This window comes from Acrocarpospora sp. B8E8, assembly GCF_039871605.1.
Taxonomy (GTDB): Bacteria; Actinomycetota; Actinomycetes; order Streptosporangiales; family Streptosporangiaceae; genus Acrocarpospora; species Acrocarpospora macrocephala.
Genome location: NZ_JBDPLV010000101.1, coordinates 1 through 24623 on the forward strand (window position 1 = coordinate 1; position 24623 = coordinate 24623).

Annotated in this window: 22 protein-coding genes and 1 tRNA gene; 7 read left to right on the forward strand and 16 right to left on the reverse strand. The window is 68.0% G+C overall.

Annotated elements, in window-relative coordinates; genetic code table 11:
- Window positions 1–246: 246 nt before the first annotated feature.
- Window positions 247–2358, reverse strand: a complete 2112-nt coding sequence (uvrB, locus tag ABGB08_RS49360) for an excinuclease ABC subunit UvrB (RefSeq protein WP_347605794.1) — start codon at window positions 2356–2358, stop codon at window positions 247–249.
- A gap of 355 nt (window positions 2359–2713) precedes the next feature.
- On the opposite strand from uvrB, the gene ABGB08_RS49365 reads away from it, so the two are divergent.
- From ABGB08_RS49365 to ABGB08_RS49380, 4 genes are all read left to right on the forward strand, one after another.
- Window positions 2714–4222 carry an SPFH domain-containing protein gene (locus ABGB08_RS49365; protein ID WP_347605797.1) on the forward strand — a complete coding sequence of 503 codons (1509 nt, stop codon included), beginning with the start codon at window positions 2714–2716 and terminating at the stop codon, window positions 4220–4222.
- Entirely contained in the window at window positions 4219–5436 is a 1218-nt protein-coding gene (locus ABGB08_RS49370; protein ID WP_347605800.1) for an SPFH domain-containing protein, read from the forward strand. Before ABGB08_RS49365 ends, ABGB08_RS49370 begins: the two co-directional genes overlap by 4 nt.
- Window positions 5437–5483: 47 nt before the next feature.
- The gene (locus ABGB08_RS49375) at window positions 5484–6257 is read left to right on the forward strand and encodes a sporulation protein (RefSeq protein ID WP_347605802.1); all 774 of its coding nucleotides are present in this window, start codon (window positions 5484–5486) and stop codon (window positions 6255–6257) included.
- Between the two features lie 105 nt (window positions 6258–6362).
- Window positions 6363–6845, forward strand: a complete 483-nt coding sequence (locus ABGB08_RS49380; protein ID WP_347605805.1) for a hypothetical protein — start codon at window positions 6363–6365, stop codon at window positions 6843–6845.
- A gap of 7 nt (window positions 6846–6852) precedes the next feature.
- On the opposite strand, the gene ABGB08_RS49385 is transcribed toward ABGB08_RS49380, so the two are convergent.
- From ABGB08_RS49385 to polA, 6 genes are all read right to left on the reverse strand, one after another.
- Window positions 6853–7071 carry a hypothetical protein gene (locus ABGB08_RS49385; protein WP_347605808.1) on the reverse strand — a complete coding sequence of 73 codons (219 nt, stop codon included), beginning with the start codon at window positions 7069–7071 and terminating at the stop codon, window positions 6853–6855.
- 280 nt (window positions 7072–7351) lie between these two features.
- Window positions 7352–7939 carry a dephospho-CoA kinase gene (gene coaE / locus ABGB08_RS49390; protein ID WP_347605856.1) on the reverse strand — a complete coding sequence of 196 codons (588 nt, stop codon included), beginning with the start codon at window positions 7937–7939 and terminating at the stop codon, window positions 7352–7354.
- 2 nt (window positions 7940–7941) lie between these two features.
- Window positions 7942–8436 (reverse strand): GNAT family N-acetyltransferase, encoded by a 495-nt coding sequence (locus tag ABGB08_RS49395; protein WP_347605811.1) that lies wholly within the window; start codon window positions 8434–8436, stop codon window positions 7942–7944.
- Between the two features lie 152 nt (window positions 8437–8588).
- Window positions 8589–10055 (reverse strand): 30S ribosomal protein S1, encoded by a 1467-nt coding sequence (rpsA, locus tag ABGB08_RS49400; RefSeq protein ID WP_155343006.1) that lies wholly within the window; start codon window positions 10053–10055, stop codon window positions 8589–8591.
- 187 nt (window positions 10056–10242) lie between these two features.
- On the reverse strand, window positions 10243–11310 hold the full coding sequence (locus tag ABGB08_RS49405) for a polysaccharide deacetylase family protein (RefSeq protein WP_347605814.1): 1068 nt from the start codon (window positions 11308–11310) through the stop codon (window positions 10243–10245).
- Window positions 11311–11521: 211 nt separating this feature from the next.
- The gene (polA, locus tag ABGB08_RS49410; protein ID WP_347605817.1) at window positions 11522–14203 is read right to left on the reverse strand and encodes a DNA polymerase I; all 2682 of its coding nucleotides are present in this window, start codon (window positions 14201–14203) and stop codon (window positions 11522–11524) included.
- 75 nt (window positions 14204–14278) lie between these two features.
- Between polA and ABGB08_RS49415 the strand changes: the two genes are divergently transcribed.
- A complete protein-coding gene (locus tag ABGB08_RS49415; RefSeq protein WP_347605859.1) occupies window positions 14279–14662 on the forward strand; it encodes a hotdog fold thioesterase in 384 nt (127 codons plus the stop codon).
- Window positions 14663–14851: 189 nt separating this feature from the next.
- On the opposite strand, the gene ABGB08_RS49420 is transcribed toward ABGB08_RS49415, so the two are convergent.
- From ABGB08_RS49420 to ABGB08_RS49450, 7 genes are all read right to left on the reverse strand, one after another.
- On the reverse strand, window positions 14852–15586 hold the full coding sequence (locus ABGB08_RS49420; protein ID WP_347605862.1) for an ABC transporter ATP-binding protein: 735 nt from the start codon (window positions 15584–15586) through the stop codon (window positions 14852–14854).
- 29 nt (window positions 15587–15615) lie between these two features.
- Complete coding sequence (locus ABGB08_RS49425) at window positions 15616–16590, reverse strand: ABC transporter ATP-binding protein (protein WP_347605820.1); 975 nt, start codon at window positions 16588–16590, stop codon at window positions 15616–15618.
- A complete protein-coding gene (locus ABGB08_RS49430; protein WP_347605823.1) occupies window positions 16580–17566 on the reverse strand; it encodes a branched-chain amino acid ABC transporter permease in 987 nt (328 codons plus the stop codon). Before ABGB08_RS49430 ends, ABGB08_RS49425 begins: the two co-directional genes overlap by 11 nt.
- 12 nt (window positions 17567–17578) lie before the next feature.
- A complete protein-coding gene (locus ABGB08_RS49435) occupies window positions 17579–18874 on the reverse strand; it encodes a branched-chain amino acid ABC transporter permease (RefSeq protein WP_347605826.1) in 1296 nt (431 codons plus the stop codon).
- 155 nt (window positions 18875–19029) lie between these two features.
- On the reverse strand, window positions 19030–19440 hold the full coding sequence (locus ABGB08_RS49440) for a hypothetical protein (protein WP_347605829.1): 411 nt from the start codon (window positions 19438–19440) through the stop codon (window positions 19030–19032).
- Between the two features lie 85 nt (window positions 19441–19525).
- The gene (locus ABGB08_RS49445; RefSeq protein ID WP_347605832.1) at window positions 19526–20818 is read right to left on the reverse strand and encodes an ABC transporter substrate-binding protein; all 1293 of its coding nucleotides are present in this window, start codon (window positions 20816–20818) and stop codon (window positions 19526–19528) included.
- 245 nt (window positions 20819–21063) lie between these two features.
- A complete protein-coding gene (locus ABGB08_RS49450) occupies window positions 21064–21657 on the reverse strand; it encodes a response regulator (RefSeq protein ID WP_155342999.1) in 594 nt (197 codons plus the stop codon).
- Between the two features lie 66 nt (window positions 21658–21723).
- On the opposite strand from ABGB08_RS49450, the gene ABGB08_RS49455 reads away from it, so the two are divergent.
- Window positions 21724–21796: transfer RNA gene (locus ABGB08_RS49455), tRNA-Leu, on the forward strand.
- Window positions 21797–21846: 50 nt separating this feature from the next.
- Here the strand turns inward: ABGB08_RS49455 and pyk are convergent.
- Entirely contained in the window at window positions 21847–23280 is a 1434-nt protein-coding gene (gene pyk, locus ABGB08_RS49460) for a pyruvate kinase (protein WP_347605835.1), read from the reverse strand.
- A 226-nt stretch (window positions 23281–23506) separates the two neighbouring features.
- Between pyk and ABGB08_RS49465 the strand changes: the two genes are divergently transcribed.
- A complete protein-coding gene (locus tag ABGB08_RS49465) occupies window positions 23507–24238 on the forward strand; it encodes a hypothetical protein (RefSeq protein WP_347605838.1) in 732 nt (243 codons plus the stop codon).
- On the opposite strand, the gene ABGB08_RS49470 is transcribed toward ABGB08_RS49465, so the two are convergent.
- A complete protein-coding gene (locus ABGB08_RS49470) occupies window positions 24205–24579 on the reverse strand; it encodes a DUF2784 domain-containing protein (RefSeq protein ID WP_347605841.1) in 375 nt (124 codons plus the stop codon). The genes ABGB08_RS49465 and ABGB08_RS49470 overlap by 34 nt on opposite strands.
- Window positions 24580–24623: the final 44 nt, after the last annotated feature.

Here is a 24623-nt window from a genome sequence, read left to right on the forward strand (position 1 = left end):
TCGCCGTGGCTACTGGACGAAACGACAGCCACGGCACGGTGGCTCTCCCACCCACCCCCTTTGTTCCTTGCGGGCCTCCGCCCGCCCCCGCCGTTCGCCGCATTGCCAGCGCCTGGCGGGATCAGCCGGAACTCCTCGGGAGGGTTCTGTGATCGATCACCCCGTCCACGCGCCTGTCGAACTGAGCCACGCGAACTGGAACGCCCCTAATCCACGCGCCTGTCAAACACGTGAACGAGAACGTCTCTAACTGACGCCTGCTGTGCGCATGTCGCGGACTTCGCGTTTGAGTTCCTTGATTTCGTCGCGGAGGCGGGCGGCGACCTCGAACTGGAGGTCGGCGGCGGCGGAGTGCATCTGGGCGGTCAGGGATTCGATCAGGGACTCCAGTTGGGCTCGGGGCATTTCGCCGACGATGGCCTTGGCGTGCTGGCCGGTCTGGCGGGAGGAGAGGCCGGGGACGGGGGCCTTGCCGCGGGATTGCTGGCGGCCGCCGCCACCGAGGAGTTCGGCGGTGTCGGCGTCCTCGCGGTTGAGCGAGTCCAGGATGTCGGCGATCTTCTTGCGGAGCGGGGTCGGGTCGATGCCGTTGGCCTCGTTGTAGGCGACCTGCTTGGCCCGGCGGCGGTTGGTCTCGTCGATGGCCGACTCCATGCTCGGCGTGATCCGGTCGGCATACATATGGACCTGGCCGGAGACGTTCCGGGCGGCGCGGCCGATGGTCTGGATGAGCGAGGTGCCGGAGCGCAGGAAGCCCTCCTTGTCGGCGTCCAGGATCGCCACCAGGGACACCTCGGGCAGGTCGAGGCCCTCCCGGAGCAGGTTGATGCCGACGAGCACGTCGAACTCGCCGGAGCGCAGCTCGCGCAGGAGCTCGATCCGGCGCAGGGTGTCGACCTCGCTGTGCAGGTAACGCACCCGGATGCCGTTCTCCAGCAGGTAGTCGGTCAGGTCCTCGGACATCTTCTTGGTCAGCGTGGTGACCAGAACCCGCTCGTCCTTGTCGGCCCTGGTCCTGATCTCCTCCATCAGGTCGTCGATCTGGCCCTTGGTGGGCTTGATGACAATCTCCGGGTCGACCAGGCCGGTCGGCCGGATGACCTGCTCGACCACGTCGCCGCCGGACCGGCCGAGCTCGAACGGGCCGGGGGTGGCCGACAGGTAGACGGTCTGCCCGATCCGCTCCAGGAATTCCTCCCACTTGAGCGGCCGGTTGTCCATCGCCGAGGGCAGCCGGAAGCCGTGCTCGACCAGGGTGCGCTTGCGGGACGCGTCCCCCTCGTACATGGCCCCGATCTGGGGCACGGTCTGGTGGGACTCGTCCAGCACGAGCAGGAAATCCTCGGGGAAGTAGTCCAGCAGCGTGTTCGGCGCGGACCCGCGCTCCCGGCCGTCGATGTGCAGCGAGTAGTTCTCGATCCCGGCGCAGGTGCCGACCTGGCGCATCATCTCGATGTCATACGTCGTGCGCATCCGCAGCCGCTGCGCCTCCAGCAGCTTGCCCTGCTGCTCCAGCGTGGCCAGGCATTCGGCCAGCTCCGCCTCGATCCCGTTGATCGCCCGCTCCATCCGCTCCGGGCCCGCCACGTAGTGCGACGCCGGGAAGATGTAGAGCTCCTGATCCTCGGTCACCACCTCGCCGGTCAGCGGATGCAGGGTGGCCAGCTTCTCGATCTCGTCGCCGAACATCTCGATCCGGACGGCGAGCTCCTCATACATCGGGATGATCTCGATGGTGTCGCCGCGCACGCGGAAGGTTCCACGGGTGAAGGCGAGATCGTTCCGCGCGTACTGCATGTCGACCAGGCGCCGGAGCAGCCGGTCGCGCTCGATCTCCTGCCCCACTTTCAGGCGGAGCATCCGGTCCACATATTCCTGCGGCGTACCAAGACCGTAGATACAGGACACCGAGGCCACCACGACCGTGTCACGGCGGGTCAGCAGCGAGTTGGTGGCCGAGTGGCGCAGCCGCTCGACCTCCTCGTTGACCGAGGAGTCCTTCTCGATGTAGGTGTCGCTCTGCGGGACGTAAGCCTCAGGCTGGTAGTAGTCGTAGTAGGAGACGAAGTATTCGACCGCGTTGTTGGGCAGCATCTCGCGCAGCTCGTTGGCGAACTGGGCGGCCAGTGTCTTGTTGGGCTGCATGACCAGGGCGGGCCGCTGCAGGCGCTCGATCAGCCAGGCGACCGTCGCCGTCTTGCCCGTGCCGGTGGCGCCCAGCAACACGTTGTCCTTGCTCTCAGCCCTGACCCGGCGCTCCAGCTCCGCGATCGCGGCCGGCTGGTCACCGGACGGCTTCATCTCCGTGATCACCTCGAAAGGCGCCACCTTGCGCTGCAAATCTGTAACCGGCCTCACGCTTCCATAACCTACGCGCCCCCACCGACATTTCCGCAGCGGTGTCAATGGCCGATCCTCCGGATCGGCGGGCTCGGCCGCCTTCAGCCTGCGTCTTCCCTCGTCACTCCGGCCGCTTCGCGACCTGCGCTCCTCAGTCCAGACACAGGCGCGGCTGTGTTCACCGCCGCGCCTCCGGCGCGGCGGCTCGGCCGCCTTCAGCCTGCGTCTTCCCTCGTCACTCCGGCCGCTTCGCGACCTGCGCTCCTCAGTCCAGACACAGGCGCGGCCGAGCTTTGCAAGCGATCATCAAGTCCGCCCCGATACGGTCCGGAATCATCTGAATTCCAGGTCGGGGTAAAAATTGAGGAGCGTGATGTCGAGTCAATATCAGGGCGCCGCCCAGAAGGTCATGGAGGTGGCACAGACGGTCGCGGCGGGTGGTGATCCGCGCCAGACCATGCTGGCGGCCGTCGGTGACTACGCCGAATCGTCCGCGTTCCGCCTCGATCCGCGCGACTTCCTCGACGCCCGCCTGGAGAACGTCGCCGCGGGCACCTCCCTCGAAGCCCGCAGCGCCCAGCTGACCGAGGCCAACGAGATCGTCAACCGCAGCTTCGAGGGCCAGGCCCCCGGCGGCGGCGCGACGCACGTGATCTCCCCCGTCGTCATTCCCAAGTCCGGCACCGGCTGGCTGGTGTTCCAGCTATTCGGGTTGGCCGGGCTGGCCGCGATCGGTCTCGGCGGGGTCGGCCTGTCCGGGCTCGGCGTCGACCTGGACGGCCTGTTCGGCCCGCACTACTGGGCCGTGCTCGCGCTGGCGGCGCTGTTCCTGTGGTGGCGGCGCAGCGTGGTCATGGTCCCGGAGGGCTGCCGGGCGCTGATCACCAAGTTCGGCAAGCTCGTCCAGGTCGCGGAACCCGGCCGGGTGACCCTGTTCAGCCCGTGGAAACGGGTCAGCTACATCGTCAACACGACCAGGGAATACCCCTTCAACGCGCCCATCAGGGAAGCGCCCACCCAGCAGGGTGTCAAAGCCTCGGTAGATCTATTTCTACAGTTCCGGATCGAGGACCCGGCCGAGTTCATCTTCGTGCTCGGCTCGGTCGGCGGCTTCCAGTCCAAGCTGCAGAACGCGATCAGCGAGGTCACCCGCAGCCTGATCTACTCCCAGCGAGCCGAGGACATCTACGACCTGGTCGGCGAAAGCACCCAGGGCATGCTGGACAACCTCAACCAGCAGTTCCTGCCCGCCGTACGGATGACCGACGTCAACATCACCCACGCCGAGCCGTCCAGCCAGGAATACCGCATGGACCTGGCCGCCCCCGAGATGGTCCGGGTGGCCAAGGAGGCCTACACCTACGAGTACGAGCTCCAGCTGCGCAAGGAACAGAACGAGGGCGACCTCACCAGGGAACTGGCCGGGCTCCACGAGACGCTCTCCGGAATCCAGGCCGAGATCGCGACGTACCAGGCTCAGATGGACACCGCGCTGGAACGCGAGTCGCACCGGGCGACGGCGCAGGCGCGGCAGCGCCTGATCGAGGCGGAGAGCACCGCCAAGGCCACCGCGGCCCTGCTGGAGGCGCAGGCGCTCGACATCCGGGCGCTGAGCAGCGCCGAGGCCCCCGAGATCCTCGACTACCGCTACCAGCAGGACGTGCTGGACAAGCTGGAGTCGGTGGCCGCGCGGCTGCCGCAGGTCGTGCAGGTCGGCGACGCCCAGGAGATCAACTTCCTGGCGCTCGCCGGGGAGCTGGTCGGCACCGGCGAGGCCCCCTTGTTCACCGACGCCGACATGGCCGACATCCAGGCCAGGCTCGGCGCCATCCAGGCACGCGTGGACGGCCGGCAGGCCGAGATCGAAGGGCTGAAGCGATGAGCCGCGAATCCTCCAAGATCAAGGAATCGCTGGCGTCCTGGTCGGACATCCGGCAACTGCTGCGCGGCGGCGAGCGCGGGCAGCTGGTGCCCGTGGTGATCCCGAAGGACCGGCGCGGGTACGCCTGGGTGGGGCTGCTCCTGCTCGCCCTGTATCTGGCCGGCACGGCCGCCATGAGCGGCGAGACCCTGCGCCCTCTGGCCGCGAGCGCCGCGCTCGTGGTCCTGCTGGTCGCCGTGGTGTGGCTGTGGCGGCGGGCCATCATCGAGATCGAGGAAGGCACCACCGGCGTGCGCAGCCGCTGGGGCGCGATCTCCGGCAACCTCCCGCCGGGACGCCACTACCTGTGGCTGCCGTGGGACCGGGTCGACGCGGTCGTGGACACCTCCACCGAGATCCCGTACACGGCGCCCATCATCGCCTGCCCGACAGCCGAGAACGTGCCGCTGAAGTCGATCGAGTTCTTCCTCAAGTTCCGGATCGTCGATCCGGTGGCGTTCGTCCGGACGATCGGGGCGGGCAACTTCGACCTGGTGCTCAGCAGCGCCGTACAGGACGCGATCCGGCAGCGGTCCCGGCGGGTCACCACCGAGCGTGCCTACGACCTGCGCGGGTCCGACGTGGGCGACATGCAAGAGTCGCTCAACCGCCAGCTCGGCCGGTACGGCGTGCGGGTCACCGGGGCGAACATCCCCGACGTGCAACTTCCCGACACCTACCAGCAGCATCTGGCCACGCGGGAGAAAGTGGCCAAGGAACTCTCGGCGTACGAGCGGGAATGGGAACTCACCAGGAAGCGGCGGATCGACACGCTGCTGATGGAGATCGAGCGGGCCAAGAAGACCCGCGACGCCCGGCTCGTCGAGGTCAAAGCGGCGCAGAACACCGCGCGCAAGGATGTCGCCCGGATGCTCGAAGAGCAGGAGACCGAGGCCCAGCGGGTGCGCTGGGAGATCGAGGCGCGCGGGCGGGCCGAGCTGACCGCCGCCGAGAACGAGGCCACGGCGCTCCGGCGGCTGGCCGCCTCCTACCGGGACAACCGGGCCGTCCTGCGGTACGAACTCGCCCGGCGGCGGCTCGACGTCGGTGCCAAACTGGCGGAGAACGCGCCGACGCCGCTCGTCATCCGCACCTCGGAAGGCGGCGACCCGGCGTCGGCACTCCTGCTCGCCCAACTGCTTCCCCGGCTCGGGCTGGGGAACCCCCCGGCCTGACCGGCCGTTTAAACAATCCGACGTCCCCCTTCAAGGAGCCTCAGAAAATGGTCTTCCGCAAGCTCATGGCCGCGTTCGGCGCCGGTGTCGAGGTCGACACCGTCCTGCAGTCCTCCACCGTCCGGCCGGGTGAGACCCTCGTCGGCACCGTCAACTTCCGCGGCGGCGCCAGCGACTACAAGGTCGAAGGCATCTTCATCGACTTCACCGCGGTGGTCGAGGTCGAGAGCGGCGACAGCGAATACAAGCAGTCCCACAGCTTCCTCCGCCAGCAGGTCGCCGGCCCCTTCCACCTCCAGCCGAACGCGGCGCACGCGCAGCCGTTCCAGATCCCGGTGCCGTGGGAGACGCCGATCAGCGCCATCGGCGGGCATCCGCTGCGCGGCATGACGCTCGGCGTCGCGACCGAACTCTCGCTGGCCGGGGCCCTGGACAAGGGCGACCTGGACCCGCTGTTCGTGAACCCGCTGCCGATCCAGGAACATCTGATCACCGCGCTGGACCGGATGGGCTTCCGGTTCAGCAAGGCCGACCTGGAGCGCGGCACCCTGCAGGGCTCGCACATGCCGTTCTACCAGGAGATCGAGTACTACGCCGGACCGCAGTGGAGCCGCCACTTCCAGGCCCTGGAACTGACCTTCATCACCGGCCCGCACTCCATGGACGTCATCCTCGAAGCCGACAAGCGCGGCGGCTTCATCTCCTCCGGCCATGACGTCTACAACCGCTTCACCGTCCCCCTGAACGGCAACCCCGCCGCCGCCGAACAGGCCCTCGCCGCCGGCCTCCAGTCCATGGCCCAACGCCGCGGCTGGTTCTAACCCTTTTCTCCGGTACGGCTCCCGCGCAACTCGCGGGAGCCGTTACCTATATCCGGCGCAGGAAACTCATCAAGCCAATACGGCGATTCGGGTAGCCTCCGGACTGTGCAGCTTGCCCTCCGGATCGCCGCCGCAGGAATCTGTTTCACCACACTGACCGGGTGCTCCTCCGACCCACCGCCACCGACCTTCGCAGAGGCGACCCAGAATCTGGTGAGGGACGGCGAAAAGTTGCTGGTATCGAATATGGTCTCGCGCGTAGGACGGTTCCAGATAACCGAAAAGGCCGAGAAGGACTCGGAGACGGCCTGTGTCCCGGGGTCGAAGCAGCGCTTCTTCCGCGCCCAGGGAAACTTTCTGCCGGGCGGACCCCAAGCCCCTGGCACCGCGGCCGGAGCGGCGCATGGCGAACTGCTCGTGCTGGACTACGACGAACTGGTGGACGATCTCGATTTCTGGGACAACAACCTCGCAGTGATCGTGATGGAGAAACCCGAGTCCGCGGTGACATTCATGGTCGCCGCGCGGACCACCGAGCCGAATATCTTGATTGTCGGGAAGACGGCCTGCTTCAAGTCGCCGGAATGACACCACGTCACGCCGTGGGCAGCATAGCGATGGCACGAAGACTCTCGGCGCTTCGTCGAAGGGCCCGCGCCGTCAGCCTGCAGTTCTCGGCGAGTTCGGCGATCCCTCGGTCAAGCCGGCGCGCCGCGTCCGCGAACCTGACCGCCGCGTCCCCGGTCCAATAGCCGACGGTTCCGCCGGGCACCCCGGCGAACACGCCCTCCAACTCTCTGGCATGGCGCTCCATAGCTGTGGCCAAAGCCTCTTTCGCCGCCGCTTCCAGCGCCAACTCGCCCAGATGGGGACGGAGGTTCTTGGCCAGCGCCTGGTTATCGCGGCCTCCAACCCCGGCCGCACCCCCGCCAGAACGCTCTTCCCCGCTTCCAACCGCCGGATCAACGCTTGCACCCCGGCTGGGTCCATCCCCATGAACTCGGCCACCGCGCCTCCCGCACCAGAGACTAATCAGCCAGGCCCTGGTGGTCCGCAAGACCAACGACATGGAGTCCCAGGTACTTAAAGAGTTGCTATGGGGCTACATGGGTGAGTTCGTGCCAGAGTTCGGCTACCTGCGCGTCCAGGGCGGTTAGGGGGCCGTTGTTGTCGATGATGATGTCGGCGATGGCGAGGCGGGCGTCGCGGGTGGACTGGGCGGCGATTCTGGCCTGGGCGTCTTCGGGGGACATGCCCCGGATCGTGGTGAGGCGGGTTAGGCGGGTGGTGTCATCGGCGTCTACGACGATGACTTTGTCGTACATGGAGGCGAGGTTGTTCTCGGCCAGGAGGGGGACGTCGTAGACGACGATGGCGTCCTCGGGGGCGGTGTGCTGGAGTTCGGCGACGCGGGCGCCGACCTTGGGGTGGACGATGGCGTTGAGGGCCTTGAGGCGGTCGGGGTCGGTGAAGACGATGCGGCCGAGGGACTCGCGGTCCAGGGTGCCGTCGGGGCGGAGGATGGTGTCGCCGAAGGTGGCGGTGATCTCGGCGAGGCCGGGGGTGCCGGGTTCCACGACCTCGCGGGCGATGAGGTCGGCGTCGATGACCAGGGCGCCTCTGGCGGCCAGGCGTTTGGCGACCTCGCTCTTGCCGGAGCCGATGCCGCCGGTTAGTCCGATCTTCACGACGGCAGCTTAGCCGGGCGGCGTAGATGCACCAGGGTCAGGTGGTCCTGGAGGCGCTCCCGGTGCGTCTCCCGGTAGCCCTGCCGGCGGTAGAGGCGCAGGTTGCCGCCGGAGAGGTGGCCGGTGAACAGGTCGAAGGCGTGCACGTCGGGGTGCTCGGCCAGGACGGCGTCGTGGACGGCGGACAGGAGTGCCGTGCCGATGCCCTGGCCCTGGCGGTCGGGGGCGACGACCAGCCGCCCGACGACGCAGGTGCGCCCCTGCTCCCCCGGCTCGGCCACCCGGCCGCGCACCGCGCCGACGATCCGGCCGCCGTCCCGTGCGGTGAGGACGACGGAGGTCTCCACCACCTTGCGGAGCTGTTCCAGGGACTCCACTAGCGGGGCGATGAACGGATCCCCATAGAGCTGGGCCTCGCTCACGTAGGCGGCACGCTGCAGGGTGAGGATCTCCCCCGCGTCCCCGGGCGAGGCCCGCTGAATGTCCGGCACGCGCGCCACCCTATCGGCAAGCCTGGCGCGGCTGTCCCACCGGAACAGATGCCGGCGGCTTTACAAAGTAGATCAACCCCAGCAACGCTATGAGCGTCCGAGGAAACGGAAAAGCCCCGCCGAAGCGGGGCTCTTCGTAGGTGAAGCGGTGATCAGCTCTGACCGCCGGCGAGCTTCTCGCGCAGGGCGGCGAGAGCCTCGTCGGAGGCGAGGGCGCCGCCGGTCGAAGCGGCCGGAGCCGGGGTCTCGCCGGAGTAGCTGGAGGGCGCGGCTTCGCTCGCCTCGGCCTCCTCGGCGCGGGCCTTCTCGACCTGGGTCTTGTGGGCCTCGAAGCGAGCCTGGGCCTCGGCATACTGCCGCTCCCACTCCTCGCGCTGCTTGTCGAAGCCTTCCAGCCACTCGCCGGTCTCGGCGTCGAAGCCCTCGGGGTAGATGTAGTTGCCCTGGTCGTCGTAGGTCGCCGCCATGCCGTACAGCGTGGGGTCGAACTCGACGTCCACACCGGCGCCCTCGTTGGCCTGCTTGAGCGACAGGCTGATGCGGCGACGGTCGAGGTCGATGTCGATGATCTTCACGAAGATCTCGTCGCCGACCTGGACGACCTGCTCGGGGATCTCGACGTGGCGCTCGGCCAGCTCGGAGATGTGGACCAGGCCCTCGATGCCCTCCTCGACGCGGACGAACGCGCCGAACGGCACCAGCTTGGTGACCCGGCCGGGCACGACCTGCCCGATCTGGTGGGTGCGCGCGAACTGCTGCCACGGGTCTTCCTGCGTCGCCTTGAGCGAGAGGGAGACGCGCTCGCGCTCCATGTCCACGTCGAGCACCTCGACGGTGACCTCCTGGCCGACCTCGACGACCTCGGACGGGTGGTCGATGTGCTTCCAGGACAGCTCGGAGACGTGCACGAGTCCGTCGACGCCGCCGAGGTCCACGAAGGCGCCGAAGTTGACGATCGAGGAGACGACGCCCTTGCGGACCTGACCCTTCTGCAGGGTGTTGAGGAAGGTCTGGCGCACCTCGGACTGGGTCTGCTCAAGCCAGGCGCGGCGGGAGAGAACCACGTTGTTGCGGTTCTTGTCCAGCTCTATGATCTTCGCTTCGAGCTCGCGTCCCACATACGGCTGGAGGTCGCGCACGCGGCGCATCTCCACCAGCGACGCCGGGAGGAAGCCGCGCAGGCCGATGTCGAGGATGAGACCACCCTTGACGACCTCGATGACCGTGCCCGTGACGATGCCGTCCTCGTCCTTGATCTTCTCGATCGTGCCCCAGGCGCGCTCGTACTGGGCGCGCTTCTTGGACAGGATCAGACGGCCTTCCTTGTCCTCCTTCTGGAGGACCAGGGCCTCGACGTGCTCACCCACGGCGACGACGTCGGCGGGGTCGACGTCGTGCTTGATGGAGAGCTCACGCGAGGGAATGACACCCTCGGTCTTGTAACCGATGTCGAGCAAGACCTCGTCTCGATCGACCTTGACGACGGTGCCTTCAACGATGTCTCCGTCGTTGAAGTACTTGATGGTCTCGTCGATCGCGGCGAGGAAGGCCTCCTCGGAACCGATGTCGTTGACCGCTACCTGCGGGGTGCTCGAGGTGGCCTCAGTGCTGCTCGTCATGTGTGGAATTGCTCCGAACCGGACAGATGTCGTTGTGACCGAAGCGCGGCAGGCCCTGTTTCGTTCAAACCGAGGAAGGGATGAGCGAGCGCGAGCCCGCTCCCTTGAGGCGCGCGCGAGCCCACAGCGCAGCGATCAGCATATGAGACCTGACGGTTCTGGTCAATCGGAGGGGCACACGAGTCCCTTAGTACTCGATGACCCTTTTAGGCCGCTTTGAACCTATATCACCATGGCGTTGCTTTGGAAGAGAGAGGCTATCGGGATCTCCGTCGGCCGTGTATAGCTCGCCGGGGTGCTTCTTGAACCATTCCAGCCAGTACGTCGAGCACCACTTGCGGCAGTCCCCCGCCGTCCCGTTGGACTGGATGCGCTGGATGGCCCGCCGATCGAAGCGCTCGTCGAACGGCGACACCGACGGCTCGGCCCCCGCCAGGAAAACCCCTGCGAACTGGTACGACGTCCCGTCCCAGCTCCCCTTCACCGCCAGGCTCCGCTTCCTCGGCTGGGACCCGAACGGCAGCGCGAAGGTGGTCGAGGAGGTCACGCCGAGCTTCTTGAGCAGCCGCTCCTCCCGGACGATCTGCTCGCTGACCTGCTTGTTCGTGAGCCGGCGCAGGTCCGGGTGGCCGTAGGTGTGGTTGGCCACCTCGAAGCCGTGCTCCAGCAGCCAGCGCACCGCCGCCGCCTGCCCGGCCTCGTCCTTCAGCCCGAACGGCTCGCGGTTGACCCAGAGCGTGGCGACCGGCCGGAAGGCCGGGTACTTGGCCGCCACCTCGAAGATGATCCCGACCGCGGTGTCCTTTTTCGGCAGACCCGCCGCGTCCAGCGCGAAATGCGTGGGATTGCCGTCATCGAAGGTCAGCACCACCGGATGGGTACCCGCCGGGATGTCGATGGCGCCCGCCACGAACTCGGCCGCGGTGATCGGCACGAACCCGCGGGTGGCCAGCTTTTCGAGCTCGCTCTTGAGCTGCGCGGGAGTTCGGTCAATGGACGCCAAACGTTTCTTCAGAATTCGGTGATACATGAGCACCGGCACCTTGCCGAGCTCGTTGGCCTTGACCTTCCTGGCCGACTCGACGGTCGCCGGCACGGGGGCCGGCAGCGTCGGCTGCGGTAATCGGGGCGCCGCCTGGACCTTGCCCTGGCCCGTCTGCTCGTCGTCGGCCGAGGGCAGCACCGCGAGGACGACCAGAGCGGTCGCCACGACGAGCACGTTGGCGACGGCGGTCACCCCAGCAAGCTTGCGCACAGTCAGACGACCTTAGCGCCCGTCACGGGCGCGCGGTATCAATCCCGGCCATCACACGCGACAACCCGGCAACACACGGACGATCCCACGGTCAACGGGCCGATCCCGGTCAATGGCCGGCGTCCTCCCAGGTGGTGCCGACCCCGACCGAGACCTCCAAGGGCACGCGCAGCTCATACGCCTCGCGCATCTGAACGGGCCGGTCCCCCGGTTAATGGCCAGCATCCTCCCAGGTGGTGCCGACCCCGACCGAGACCTCCAGGGGCACGCGCAGCTCATACGCCCCACGCATCTGGTCGACCACGACCTCCCGCAGGGCCTCCAGCTCGCCCGGCGCGACTTCGAACACGAGCTCGTCGTGGACCTGGAGCAACATGCGGGAGCGCATGCCCGCGATGGCGCGCTGCACGTTGAGCATCGCGACCTTGATGATGTCGGCCGCGGAGCCCTGGATCGGGGCGTTGAGCGCCATCCGCTCGGCCATCTCCCGGCGCTGGCGGTTGTCGCTGGTCAGGTCGGGCAGGTAGCGGCGGCGGCCGAGGATGGTCTGGGTGTAACCGTCCTTGCGGGCCTGGGCGACGATGGCCTCCAGGTAGTCCCGGATGCCGCCGAACTCCTCGAAGTAGCCGTCCTTGAGCGCGCGCGCCTCGGCGACCGGGATGTTCAGCTGGCCGGACAGCCCGAAGTCGGACAGCCCGTAGGCCAGGCCGTAGTTCATCGCCTTGATCTTGGCGCGCATCTCGCCGGTGACTAGCTCCGGGCCGACGTCGAAGACCTTGGCGGCGGTGGCCATGTGGAAGTCGTGGCCGGACTCGAACGCCTCGATCAGCGACGTGTCGCCGGACATGTCGGCCATGATGCGCAGCTCGATCTGGCTGTAGTCGGCGGTGAGCAGCGTCTCGTAGCCCGCGCCGACGACGAAGCCCTTGCGGATCCGGCGGCCCTCGGCGGTCCTGATCGGGATGTTCTGCAGGTTGGGCTTCTCGCTGGACAGCCGCCCGGTGGCGGCCACGATCTGGTTGAAGGTGGTGTGGATGCGGCCGTCGTCGCCGATCTCCTTGATCAGGCCCTCCACCGTGGTGCGCAGCTTCTGCTGGTCCCGGTGCCTGAGCATGATCGTCGGAAGCTCGTGCTCGGTCTGCGCGGCCAGCCAGACCAGCGCGTCGGCGTCGGTGGTGTAACCGGTCTTGGTCTTCTTCGTCTTCGGCAGGTTGAGCTTGACGAACAGGATCTCCTGGAGCTGCTTGGGCGAGCCCAGGTTGAACTGCTCCCCCACCGAGTCGTGCGCGGCCTCGGTGGCCTGCTTGACGGCGGCGGCGAACTCGGCTTCCAGCGCCGCGAAGTATTCGCGGTCGGCGGCGATGCCGGCCTGCTCCACCTCGGCCAGCACCCGGACCAGCGGCAGCTCCACGTCGGTCACCAGGCGGGTGCCGCCGCGCTCGGACAGGAAGCTCTCCAGCGCGATGGCCAGGTCGCGGACGGCCAGCGCGCGCATGCCCAGCTCCTGGGCGGCGGTGTCGTCCTCCTCGAACAGGCTGGTCTGGCCGTTGCCGTCGGCCTCCGCCTTCAGCTCGCGGTGCAGGTAGCGCAGGACCAGGTCGTCCAGCGGGAAGCTCCGCTGGCCGGGCAGCGCCAGGTAGGCGGCCAGCGCCGTGTCGCAGGTCAGGCCGCGCAGGTCCAGCCCGTGCGCCCACAGGGCCAGCAGCGGCCCCTTGGCGTCGTGCACGGTCTTCGGCTTGGTGTCGTCGGCCAGCCAGGCGCCCAGGGCCTTCTCGTCCTCGGGGGTGAGCTGGGTGGGGTCGAGGTAGGCGGCCGAGTCGTCCGGGGAGGCGATCGCGATGCCGTCCAGGCGGCCGGTGCCGCTGCCATAGGCGCCGCGGAAGGCGAGGCCGGCGCGGCCCTCGGGGAGGGCGGCCAGCCAGGCGGCGATCTCGCCGGGGGCGAGCGTGGTGACCTCGACGTGGACCGCGCCCTCGATCTCCGGCTCGGCGGTGCCCAGGGTCTTGAACAGGCGCTCGCGCAGCTCGCCGCGGATCTGCAGCGAGTCGAGCAGCTCGTTGATCTTCTCGCGGTCCCACTGGCCCATGGTCAGCTCGGCGGGCCGCACGTCCAGGGCCACGTCGCGCTTGAGCTCGGTCAGCATCCTGTTGTGGATCACCTGGCCGAGGTGTTCCCTGAGCATGCCGCCGACCTTGCCCTTGACCTCGTCGGCCCGCCTGACCAGCTCCTCCAGCGAGCCGTAGTCGACGATCCACTTGATCGCGGTCTTCTCGCCCACGCCGGGGATGTTGGGCAGGTTGTCGCTGGGGTCGCCGCGCAGGGCCGCGAAGTCCGGATACTGCCGCGGGCTCAGCCCATACTTCTCCCGGACGGCCTCCGGGGTGAAGCGGGTCATGTCGCTGATGCCGCGGCGGGTCATCAGCACCGTGATCCGGTCGTTGACCAGCTGGAGCGCGTCCCGGTCGCCGGTGACGATGAGCACGTCCATGTCTTCGGCGTCGGCCTGGGTGGCCAGCGTGGCGATCAGGTCGTCGGCCTCGAAGCCGGGCAGCGACAGGCGCGGGATGCGCAGCGCGTCGAGCAATTCGAAGATCAGCTGGACCTGGCCGCGGAAGTCCTCGGGGGTCTCGGAGCGATTCGCCTTGTAGTCGGCGAACGCCTCGTGCCGGAACGTGGGCTCGCTGCGGTCGAAGCAGACCACGATGTGCGTCGGCGTCTCGTCGCGCAGGATGTTGGTCAGCATGGACGTGAAGCCATACACCGCCTCGGTGTGCTGGCCGTCGGTCGTCATGAGGTTGGCGTCCTTCAGCGCGTAGAACGCCCGGTAGGCCAGCGAGTGCCCGTCGAGGAGCAGGAGGCGGGGACGCGTGGGGGTGGCTTCGTTCTTCGGCACACCCGCAGCCTAGTCTGCCCCTACGACAGAAAACCTGCGGAAGGAAGAGCCTTGACCCAAGAGCTCGTCGCACTGATGAACGAGGCCGGGAACGGGCACCTGCCCGAGCGCATGGGCATCGAGTTCGTGGAGGCGACCGCGGAGCGCGTGGTGGCCCGGATGCCCGTGCGGGGCAACACCCAGCCGTACGGGCTGCTGCACGGCGGCGCCTCGGTGGTGCTGGCCGAGACGATCGGGTCCACCGCCGCCGCCATGCACGCCGGGACCGGCCGGATCGCGGTCGGCATCGAGATCAGCGCCACCCACCACCGCTCGGCCACCACCGGCCACGTCACCGGCGTCGCCACCCAGCTGCACGGCGGGCGCACCATCGCCACCTACGAGATCGTCATCACCGACGACCAGGACCGCCGGGTGTGCACCTCCCGCCTCACCTGCATGCTCCGCGATGTCTCATAGCCACGTGCAACCAAGCGGCTTGGCCGCCGATCCAGAGGATCGGCCAATTTCACCGCTCTCTTTGCGCAGCAGCCCCAGGGGTCGCTACCGTTTGACCCTCAGAGCCCGTGGGACGGCCGAGTAGACAACGTGCACCCGCCGGGGAAGCGGTTGCATGGTCCCAAAAGTCGAACCACGGGCTCTCAAGGGTTAGGCGCGGGCCAGGGTGCCGAGGTAGAGCTCGATCACCTTGGGGTCGTTCATGAGTTCCGCGCCGGTCGCGGTGTAGGCGTTGCGGCCCTGGTCCAGGACGTAGCCGCGGTGGCAGATCTGCAGGCAGCGGCGGGCGTTCTGCTCGACCATGATGACCGTCACCCCGGCCTTGTTGATCTGCTGGGCCTGGATGAAGACCAGGTCCTGCAGCTTGGGCGACAGGCCCGCCGACGGCTCGTCCAGCAGCAGCACCGACGGCTCGGTCATCAGCGCCCGGGCCATCGCCACCATCTGCCGCTCGCCGCCGGACAGGGATCCGGCCCGCTGCCTGCGCCGTTCCCGCAGCGCCGGGAAGATCTCGCAGACGAACTCGAAGCGCTCCCGGAATTTCTTGGGCACCTGGAAGGCGCCCATCTCCAGGTTCTCCTCGATGGTCAGGCTGGGGAAGACGTTGTTGGTCTGCGGCACGTACCCGACGCCCCGGGTGACCAGCGCGTGCGCCTTCAGGTTGGTGATCTCCTCGCCCTTCAGCACGACCGTGCCGCTGCGCACGTTCACCAGCCCGAACATGGCCTTGAGCAGGGTCGACTTGCCAGCGCCGTTGGGGCCGATGATGCCGACCAGCTCACCGTCGCCGACGTACAGGTCGGCACCGTTGAGGATGTTGACGCCCGGCACGTAGCCCGCGTACAGCTCGTCGCAGCGGAGCACGGCGGTGGCCGCGCCGCTCAGATGAGCCGAGCGGTCGGTCTCGGTGGTGCTCACGCGCTGGCCTCCTTCTTCTCCTCGACGGACTCGACAGGCTCGACAGGGTCGCCGTCCGCCGCCAGTTCCTCCAGTTCGGCCTCCGCCTCGTGCAGCTGGCGTTCGGCCTCCTCCTCCGACAGCGGGGCGTCGTGGTGCGCGCCCAGGTAGGCGTCGATCACCCGCGAGTCGGACATAATCGTGTCCGGCGGCCCTTCGGCGATCACCGCGCCCTGCGCCATCACGATGACCCAGTCGCTGATGTCCCGGACCATGTCCATGTCGTGCTCCACGAACAGCACGGTCATGCCCTGGTCGCGGAGGTCCTTGACGTGGCCGAGCAGGGACTGGGTGAGGGCCGGGTTGACGCCCGCCATCGGCTCGTCCAGCATGACCAGCTCCGGCTCGACCATCAGGGCCCTGGCCATCTCCAGCAGCTTGCGCTGGCCGCCGGAGAGCGACCCGGCGAAGTCGTCGCGCTTCTTGTCCAGCTTGAACCGTTCGAGCAGAATCTCCGCGCGCTCGGTGATGGCGTCCTCCTGGCCCTGCCAGATCGAGGAGAAGAACGCCCGGAAGAAGTTCTCACCCTTCTGCCCCTGCGCGCCGAGCCGCATGTTCTCCAGCACGGTGAGCTTGGACAGCGCCTTGGTGAGCTGGAAGGTGCGGACCATGCCGCGGCGGGCCACCCGGTGCGCGGGCACCCCGTTGAGCCGGGTGCCGTTGAACGTCCACTCGCCGGCGTCGGCGGTGTCGAAGCCGGTGAGCTGGTTGAAGAAGGTGGTCTTGCCGGCGCCGTTGGGGCCGATCAGGGCGGTGATGGAGCCGCGCTGGATCTCCACGTGGTCCACGTCCACGGCGGTCAGGCCGCCGAACCTGCGGACCACCTTGTCCACCACCAGGATGGGGTCGGGCTTGGGCACTCCGGGCTCGGATTCCAGGCCCGCGAAGGCGGCCTGGGCCTTGGCACGGAAGCCGGTCGGGTCAGCGTGCATCGAGCGCGATCTCCCTCTTGTCGCCGAAGATGCCCTGCGGCCGGAACACCAGCAGCAAGATCAGGCCGAGGCCGACGAGCATGAAGCGCACGGGGCCGACCTGGGTGGTGGTCATGAAGGTGATGTAACCGGCGCTGACCGCCTCGCTGAGGGTGTTGCCGATGAGCACGAGCAGGACCCAGAAGATCGACGCGCCCAGCACCGGGCCGAACACCCGGGCCGCGCCGCCCAGAATCACGATGGTGTACGCGTAGAACGTCAGCTCGGTGCCGAACACGTCGGGCTGCACCGAGGCGAAGCCCAGCGCGTACACGTACCCGCCGAAGCTGCCCACCACGCCGCCCAGGATCAGGGCCTGCATCTTGTACGAGAAGACGTTCTTGCCGAGGCTGCGCACGGCGTCCTCGTCCTCCCTGATGGCCTTCAGCACGCGGCCCCACGGGCTCCTCATGAGCAGGTAGATGGCCAGGCAGGAGATGCCGACGAGGACCCAGCCGACGACCAGCACCCAGAGCACCCGGTCGGTGAACCCGACCGGGCCGATCTCGTAGTCGCCGGGTGGGAAGGGGTTCATGTCGTAGAACGTGCTGGAGAAGGCGCGGCGGCCGTCCGAGCCGCCGAAGACGTCCTTGAACGCCACCGAGCGGAAGACCAGCCGGACGATCTCGGCGGCCGCGATGGTCACGATGGCCAGGTAGTCGGCCCGGAGTTTCAGCGTGGGCACGCCGAGCAGGAACGCGAACACCACGACGCTGACCAGGCCGACCACGATGCCGAGCCAGAAGGGCAGGCCGAAGGTGGAGACGATCACGGCCAGGCCGTACCCGGCGACGCCGAGGAAGGCCGCCTGGCCGAAGTTGAGCAGCCCGCTGTAGCCGAACTGGATGTTCACCCCGAGGGCGGCCAGCGCGTAGACGACCGTCTCGACGCCGACGGCGGCTTCGACGGTGGTGACGAAGATTGTGAGCCAGTCCACGAACGTCCCCCCTTAACCGATCCGCTCGCGGCGGCCGAGAATGCCCTGCGGGCGTAGCAGCAGGACGATGATGAGCACGGCCAGCGCGCCGACGCTCTTCAGCTCCGGCGGCACCCAGAGCGTGGAGACCTGGATGAACAGGCCGACGACCAGCGAGCCGACCAGGGCGCCGAACGCGGTGCCGAGCCCGCCCAGGGTGACCCCGGCGAAGATCAGCAGCAGCATGTCCTGGCCCATCTGGAACTGCGCGTTCTGGGAGAGCCCGAGCATGACCCCGGCCAGGGCCGCGACGGCGCCGCCAGCGGTCCAGATGATCCGGATGACCCGGTCCACGTTGATGCCGGAGGAGGCGGCCAGGGCGGGGTTGTCGGCGACCGCGCGGGCCGCCTTGCCCGTCCTGGTCTTCAGCAGCGCCAGCCCGGCGATGATCAGGACGGCGAGCTCGATGCCCATCGCGATGAAGTTCTTGGGAGCGGCTGAGATAGGGCCGACCTCGATGCCGGGCTGGCCCGCGTACTGGGGGTACGGCTGGCTCTGCGGCCCGAAGAAGAAAAGGATCGCGTAGCGCAGGAACAGCGCGACGCCGATCGAGATGATCATCATGCCGATCAGGCCGGTGCCCCGGGCGCGCAGCACCCCCCAGAAGTAACGATCCTGGAGATAGCCAAACAGACCGCCCAGCAGGACCGCGATGAATCCGGCGAGGATCACCGGCAGCCCGACCGCGCTGCTGAAGAAGAAGGTGAAGACGGCGCCGAGGGTGACCAACTCGCCGTGGGCGAAGTTGGTCAGGCCGGTGGTGCCGAAGATCAGCGACAGGCCCATCGCGGCGAGCGCGATGATCAGGCCGAGGTTGAAGCCCTCGAAGGTGAGCTGCGCCACCCGGGTCCACCAGCGGCTCTCCGCGCTGGACTCCGGCTCCTCGCCGGGCGCGCCCGCGCCGTCGGCGGCCGCCAGGGCGAACAGCACGGTCGAGACGTTCCCCGCGAACACGCTCGGGGTTCTGGTGAGGTTGCCGCCGCGCACCTGCGCGTTGGGCGGCAGGGTGGTGGCGTCCAGCTTGACGGTGTACCTGCCCGCCGCGGGGACGGGGACCTCCCACGCGCCCTTGGCGTCACTGGTCACCTCGGCGACCGGCGCGCCGGACTCGGTGGTGACCGTTATCTTCACGCCGTTCACCGGCTGGCCTTGGAATGTGAGTGTGCCTCTCAGCCCCTCGCCCTCGGCCCAGGCGGTGCCCGCCCCAGCCGAGAGAAGGAGGATGACGCCACCCAGGAAGGCCGTGAACGCGATCACGGCTCTACGCAATGGAGCTCCCTCATTAGGTCATGGTGAGGTTGTGCCTCGCCCATCCCGAACAACGCGAATCGCATTGAGTGTGCAATGCGCTGGCGGGAGCATAGTCCCACGTCGCCGCGCTAACGCCTTTTCGTCATCAATAAGTAACCAGCTTGTTTGTTTGCCTACGAGGCGCACCCGCTGACGACGGAATCAGCGGCGGGGCGGTACTCCTTGAGGAGCTTCACCTGCTGGTCGCGGGGCAGGTGGCCGTTGGACAGGGCCTTGGTGGTACGGGTGACGGTTTCGACCGGGCCCGCCAGGTCGGCGGGCATGGCCGGGCCGTACGTGAGGATGATGCCCTGGAGTTCGGCCAGGCGGCCGATGACGGCGTCCTCGAAGTTCTGCTCGTCCTCCTGGCCGGCCGGGGACAGCAGCAGGCCCGCGTAGCCGATGGCGGAGACGATGCGGGTGCACGGGTCGTCATCGGGGTCGCCGCCGGTGGCGAATCTGGTCGCGGGGGCCTGCTGGGTGCAGGCGGCGAGGGTGGTCAGGGCCGACACCAGAGCGATCAGTGCCCTATTGCGTGCTTTCACACCGAGAATCCTTGTGGATGTGTCCAGATACGACAAGGGCCGCCGAACCCCCCCGGGGGGCTCGGCGGCCGTAACCCGTGGGGCCTTAGCCGGCGATGTTGCCGGTGCGGTACTCCAGGGCCTTGGTGTCGTAGGTGTTGTCCGGGCCGTACTGGTAGATGCCGATCGTGGCGACGGCCGGGTCACCGGCGTCGTTGAACTCGACCGGACCGCTGACGCCGTCGTAGTCGATGTCCGTGCCGGCCTTCAGCAGGTCGACGCAGCTCTTGAAGTCCGAGCACTTCGTGCCGCCCTTGCTGACCTCGGTCAGCTTGGCGGCGATGTCCACGCCCGCGTCGCTCTTGGCGGCCTCGGCGGCCAGGGCGATCAGGTTGGTGGCGTCGTAGGACTCGGCCGAGTAGCTGAAGTCGGTCAGGTCCGGGTTGATCGCCTTGAGCTTGGCCTGGAACGCGTCCGGGGCGGCCGCCCCGGGCAGGGTGGCCTTGACGCCGTCCATGGTGCCCTTGGGGAAGTCGAGGAAGTTCTCGTTGGAGAGGTTTCCGTCGACCAGGTACCACTTGTGCTTGTCGGTGGTCAGACCCTGCTTGATCAGCTCCTGCATGACCTTGACGGTCTCGGCGAAGCCGATGAGCACGATGCCCTTGGGGTTGGCGGCCTTGAGCTTGGCCACGTCCGCCGAGAAGTCGGTCGCCTTGGGGTCGTAGATGATCTTCTCGACCACCTGGCCGCCGCCGCTGGTGACGGCCTTCTCGGTGTTGTCGGCCAGGCCGGTGCCGTACGCGTCCTGCAGGGCCAGGATGCCCACGGTGTCGTTGCCGTCGGCGACCACCAGGTCGCCCAGCACGCGGCCCTGGAGCACGTCCGGCGGGGCGGTACGGAAGTACAGGCCCTTGTCGGCGTAGGTGGTCAGTTCGTCAGAGGTGTTGGCCGGCGAGAAGTGCACGACGCCCGCACCTGTGATCTTGTCGATGACCGACAGCGAGACACCCGAGGAGGCGGCGCCCACGATGGCGTCGGTGTTCTGGGCCAGCAGCTTGTCCACCGACTGCGACGCGATGTTGGTCGAGGTGTCGCCGGAGTCGGTGTGGTTCTTGACAACCGGCTTGCCGAGCACGCCACCGGCCGCGTTGATCTCCTCAACAGCAAGATCGACACCGGCGAACTCAGGCGGGCCCAGGATCGCGAGGCTGCCCGTCTGCGGCAGCAGGGTGCCGATGGTGAGCACACCGTCGCCCTTCGCTGCGGCGGGCGCGGACGAAGCGGCCGGTGCCGAGGTCGCCGGCGTCGCGGTCTCCTCGCCACCACCACAGGCCGTCAGGGCGAGGCTGGCCGCCGTGGCGACCACCAGCACGCGCCCGAGGGGGGCAATGCGGATCATGAAGTGTCTCCTTCATCCATGCCCGGGACACGCCAGAGGGGTCGGCGTGAACCCGATCGAATGCGGAAAACGTACATAACACCACACTGCTCTGACCAGCAATGCATCAGAACTGACGGCACTTGGATGCGGAGTCGTAATAAGTCCTCAACCTAGCCCGGCGATGCCGTTGACCTGGAACGTCGCGGACGAAAGCGGCCAAAGCCGCAAGATCGCCCATGCGCCCTGCTCATGACCATCCCAGGTCAGGACGGCCCCGCCGCCTCCGTTACCACCGCCTGGGCCACCTGGCGCATGCTCAGCCGCCGGTCCATGGAGGCCTTCTGGATCCACCGGAACGCCTGCGGCTCGGTCCAGCCGTGCTGCGCCATCAGCAGGCCCTTGGCCCGCTCGACCAGCTTGCGGGTCTCCAGCCGCTCGGAGAGGGTGGTGACCTCCTTCTCCAGCGCCGCGATCTCCTCGTGCCTGCTGACCGCCATCTCGATCGCCGGAACCAGGTCGCCCTTGGTGAACGGCTTCACCAGATACGCCATCGCGCCCGCGTCCCTGGCCCGCTCGACCAGGTCGCGCTGGGAGAACGCGGTCAGGATCAGGCACGGCGCGATCCGCTCGGACACGATCTGCTCGGCCGCCGAGATCCCGTCCAGGACCGGCATCTTCACATCCAGGATGACCAGGTCGGGGCGGAGCTCGGTGGCGAGCTTGACGGCCGTCTCACCGTCGCCCGCCTCCCCCACGACCGCGTAGCCGTCCTCTTCCAGCATCTCCTTCAGGTCGAGGCGGATCAGTGCCTCATCTTCCGCGATCACCACTCGCCGCTGCGTTCCAGTCACGCACAAGAGGTTACCGACGTCCGCTACATTAGGAACACGCCCGGGGGCCGACATGATCCCGGACGGTCGTCTGCCCTGATATCCCAACGGCAGAGGAAATGGTCTCAAACACCATCTAGTGTGGGTTCGAATCCCACTCAGGGCACGAAAACGGCCCGCCGGGCGGATGCTCGGCGGGCTGTTCCGTTTCCCGGGTCAGGCCTGCGGGTGGGCCACCGCGGAGCCGATGGTGTGGACCCGGAGCGCGTTGGTGGAGCCGTGGCTCCCGGGCGGGGAGCCCGCCACGATAACGATCTTGTCACCCTTTTCGAACTCGCCCAGGGCGAGCAGCGAGGCCTCCACCTGGCGGACCATGTCGTCGGTGTGGTGCACGAACGGAACCTGGAAGGTCTGCACCCCCCAGGTCAGGGCCAGCTGGCCGGGGATCTGCGGGTTCGAGGTGAAGGCGATCAGCGGGATCGGGGAACGATAGCGGGCCAGGCGGCGGGCGGTCTCGCCGGACATGGTGAAGGCCACCAGGGCCTTCGCGCCGACGATGGCGCCCACCTCGGCGGCCGCGCGGGCGATGGCGCCGCCGGTGGTCTCGGGGCGGCGGTCCAGGTTGTGGGTGGCGTGCAGGGTGGCGCCCTCGGCGGCGGTGGCGATCTTCGCCATGGTGGCCACCGAGTCGATCGGGTAGCTGCCGACCGAGGTCTCGCCGGAGAGCATGACCGCGTCCGCGCCGTCCATCACCGCGTAGGCCACGTCGGAGGCCTCGGCGCGGGTGGGGCGGGGGGCGTTCATCATCGAGTCGAGCATCTGGGTGGCCACGATCACCGGGTGCGCCTTCTCCCGGCACAGCTCGATGATCCGGCGCTGCACGATCGGCACCTGCTCGAGCGGCAGCTCCACGCCGAGGTCGCCGCGGGCCACCATGACGCCGTCGAAGGCGTCGATGATCTCCTCCAGGCAGTCCACCGCTTGCGGCTTCTCCACCTTGGCGAGCAGCGGGAGGCGGACTCCCTCCTCGTCCATGATCTTGTGCACGATCATGGCGTCCTCGGCGGAGCGCACGAAGGACAGGGCGATCATGTCGAAGCCGGTGCGCAGGGCCCAGCGCAGGTCCGTCTCGTCCTTCTCGGTGAGCGCGGGGGCGCTGACCGCGACGCCGGGCAGGTTGAGGCCCTTGTTGTCGGAGATCATGCCGCCGACCACCACCCGGGTGGTGACCCGCGGCCCTTCGACCGCCGTCACCTCCAGGTTGAGGCGGCCGTCGTCGACCAGGATGGTGTCCCCTGGGCTGACGTCTCCGGGCAGGCCCTGATAGGTCGTGGAGACCATGTCGCGATCACCAGGCACGTCCTCGGTGGTGATCGTCAGCACGTCGCCGACGCCGAGCCGAACCGGCCCGGAGGCGAACTTGCCCACGCGGATCTTGGGGCCCTGCAGGTCGGCGAGGACGCCGACGGCGCGGCCGCAGTCGGCGGCCGCTTCACGCACCCGGTCGAGGATCTCCTGGTGCAGTTCATGACTGCCGTGGGAGAGGTTGAATCGCGCCACGTCCATGCCCGCCGCGATCAGTTCGCGGAGGCGCTCCGGAGAGGAGGTGGCGGGACCGAGGGTACAGACGATCTTTGCTCGACGACTCACGAGTCCTAGCCTAATTGGTCCAGACCACTTGATAGTGACGGCTTCCATTGCTGTGGCCTAATTGTCAGTGACTTCACGCGATCGCTAAGGTGTCCTAGCCTTACCCGCTATGGGGCATTTCTGGAGGTTAGCTGCCGTCTCAACGCTGTTGAGCGTCATCGCGTGCGGTGGACAGGCTACCCAATCAACCGAGCCCCCAACCGGTGTTTCGGTCTCGTTGCAGCAGTTGCGTTCTGATGTCCCCGTGCACCGGATGCGGGTGGCGGTCACCAACACGACCACGACACCGGTCTACTTCAGCGAACTCCAGCTGCTTTCCGACTCATTCGACACTATGCCCCCCAAACGGGTGGACATGGCGCTCACCCGTACGCTCCGGACGGATTTCCCCATCCCGTACGGCCCCGCGCGCTGCCACCCCACCACCATCCCCGCTCCGAAACCGGCGGTGATCGTGACCAGGCTCCGAGTGGGGGACGAGCCGCTGCGCGAGGTCAGGTACCCGATCCCGGCCACCGATCCACTGCTGGCCCGCCTGGTGAAGTCCGAGTGCGCCCAGTTCATCCTGAAGCAGGCGATCGACGTGTCCTTCGGGTCCGACTGGACCCGGGAGGGGGACTCCCTGCGCGGGGTTCTCACCGTGGTCCGGAAGGGCGGCGGCGAACCGGTCACCATCGACGATGTGGGCGCGACCACGCATTTCGACCTGAAGCCGGTGTCCGGCAAGCGCAAGCCGGTCGCCGTGCTGTCGGGGGCGAGCCTGGAGATTCCCGTGCTGGTCACCTCGTCGCGGTGTGATCCGCACGCGTTCGCCGAGGCCAAGCAGGCGTATCTGTTCCCGCTCTGGGGCACCCCGCCGGGGATCGGGGAGACGTACACGATGGAGGTCGTGCCGCCGAAGGCGGTGCAGCAGCGGTTCTGGGACTACGCGGTGGATCTGTGTGGCCTGCCGAGCTGAGCGCGGAGAACGCCGGCCCAGGAGATCAGGATGGCGGCGATGACGACCCAGCGGACCAGCCAGACATACTGGGCCGGGTAGACGACCCCTTCGATGTAGGTGTCGATGAAGCCGCCCGGTTTCAGGCCGCTGGCTCCGGCGTGGTGACGGCCCCAGTTCTCCAGCGCGGTGAGCGGGCATTCCACCAGGCCGGTGAGCTGGATCAGGCCCCAGACGGCGAAGGCCAGGTGGAGCCAGATCAGGCGCGGCCAGCGCCAGGCGAGGAATCCCCCCAGGGCGATGTAGCCGATCGCGATGAAGTGCACGACCATCGTGACTTCCCAGACAGCCCGATACATCATGCTTCCACGGTAAGCCGGGCGGATCCCCTGGGGATCCGCCCTGC

Bases quoted from the DNA above. Each gene is read 5' to 3' on its own strand.
- ABGB08_RS49365 (WP_347605797.1), top strand. From the start codon at position 2,714: ATGTCGAGTCAATATCAGGGCGCCGCCCAGAAGGTCATGGAGGTGGCA.
- ABGB08_RS49370 (WP_347605800.1), top strand. From the start codon at position 4,219: ATGAGCCGCGAATCCTCCAAGATCAAGGAATCGCTGGCGTCCTGGTCG.
- ABGB08_RS49375 (WP_347605802.1), top strand. From the start codon at position 5,484: ATGGTCTTCCGCAAGCTCATGGCCGCGTTCGGCGCCGGTGTCGAGGTC.
- ABGB08_RS49385 (WP_347605808.1), bottom strand. From the start codon at position 7,071: ATGGAGCGCCATGCCAGAGAGTTGGAGGGCGTGTTCGCCGGGGTGCCC.
- rpsA (WP_155343006.1), bottom strand. From the start codon at position 10,055: ATGACGAGCAGCACTGAGGCCACCTCGAGCACCCCGCAGGTAGCGGTC.
- ABGB08_RS49415 (WP_347605859.1), top strand. From the start codon at position 14,279: ATGAACGAGGCCGGGAACGGGCACCTGCCCGAGCGCATGGGCATCGAG.
- ABGB08_RS49425 (WP_347605820.1), bottom strand. From the start codon at position 16,590: ATGCACGCTGACCCGACCGGCTTCCGTGCCAAGGCCCAGGCCGCCTTC.
- ABGB08_RS49445 (WP_347605832.1), bottom strand. From the start codon at position 20,818: ATGATCCGCATTGCCCCCCTCGGGCGCGTGCTGGTGGTCGCCACGGCG.
- ABGB08_RS49470 (WP_347605841.1), bottom strand. From the start codon at position 24,579: ATGATGTATCGGGCTGTCTGGGAAGTCACGATGGTCGTGCACTTCATC.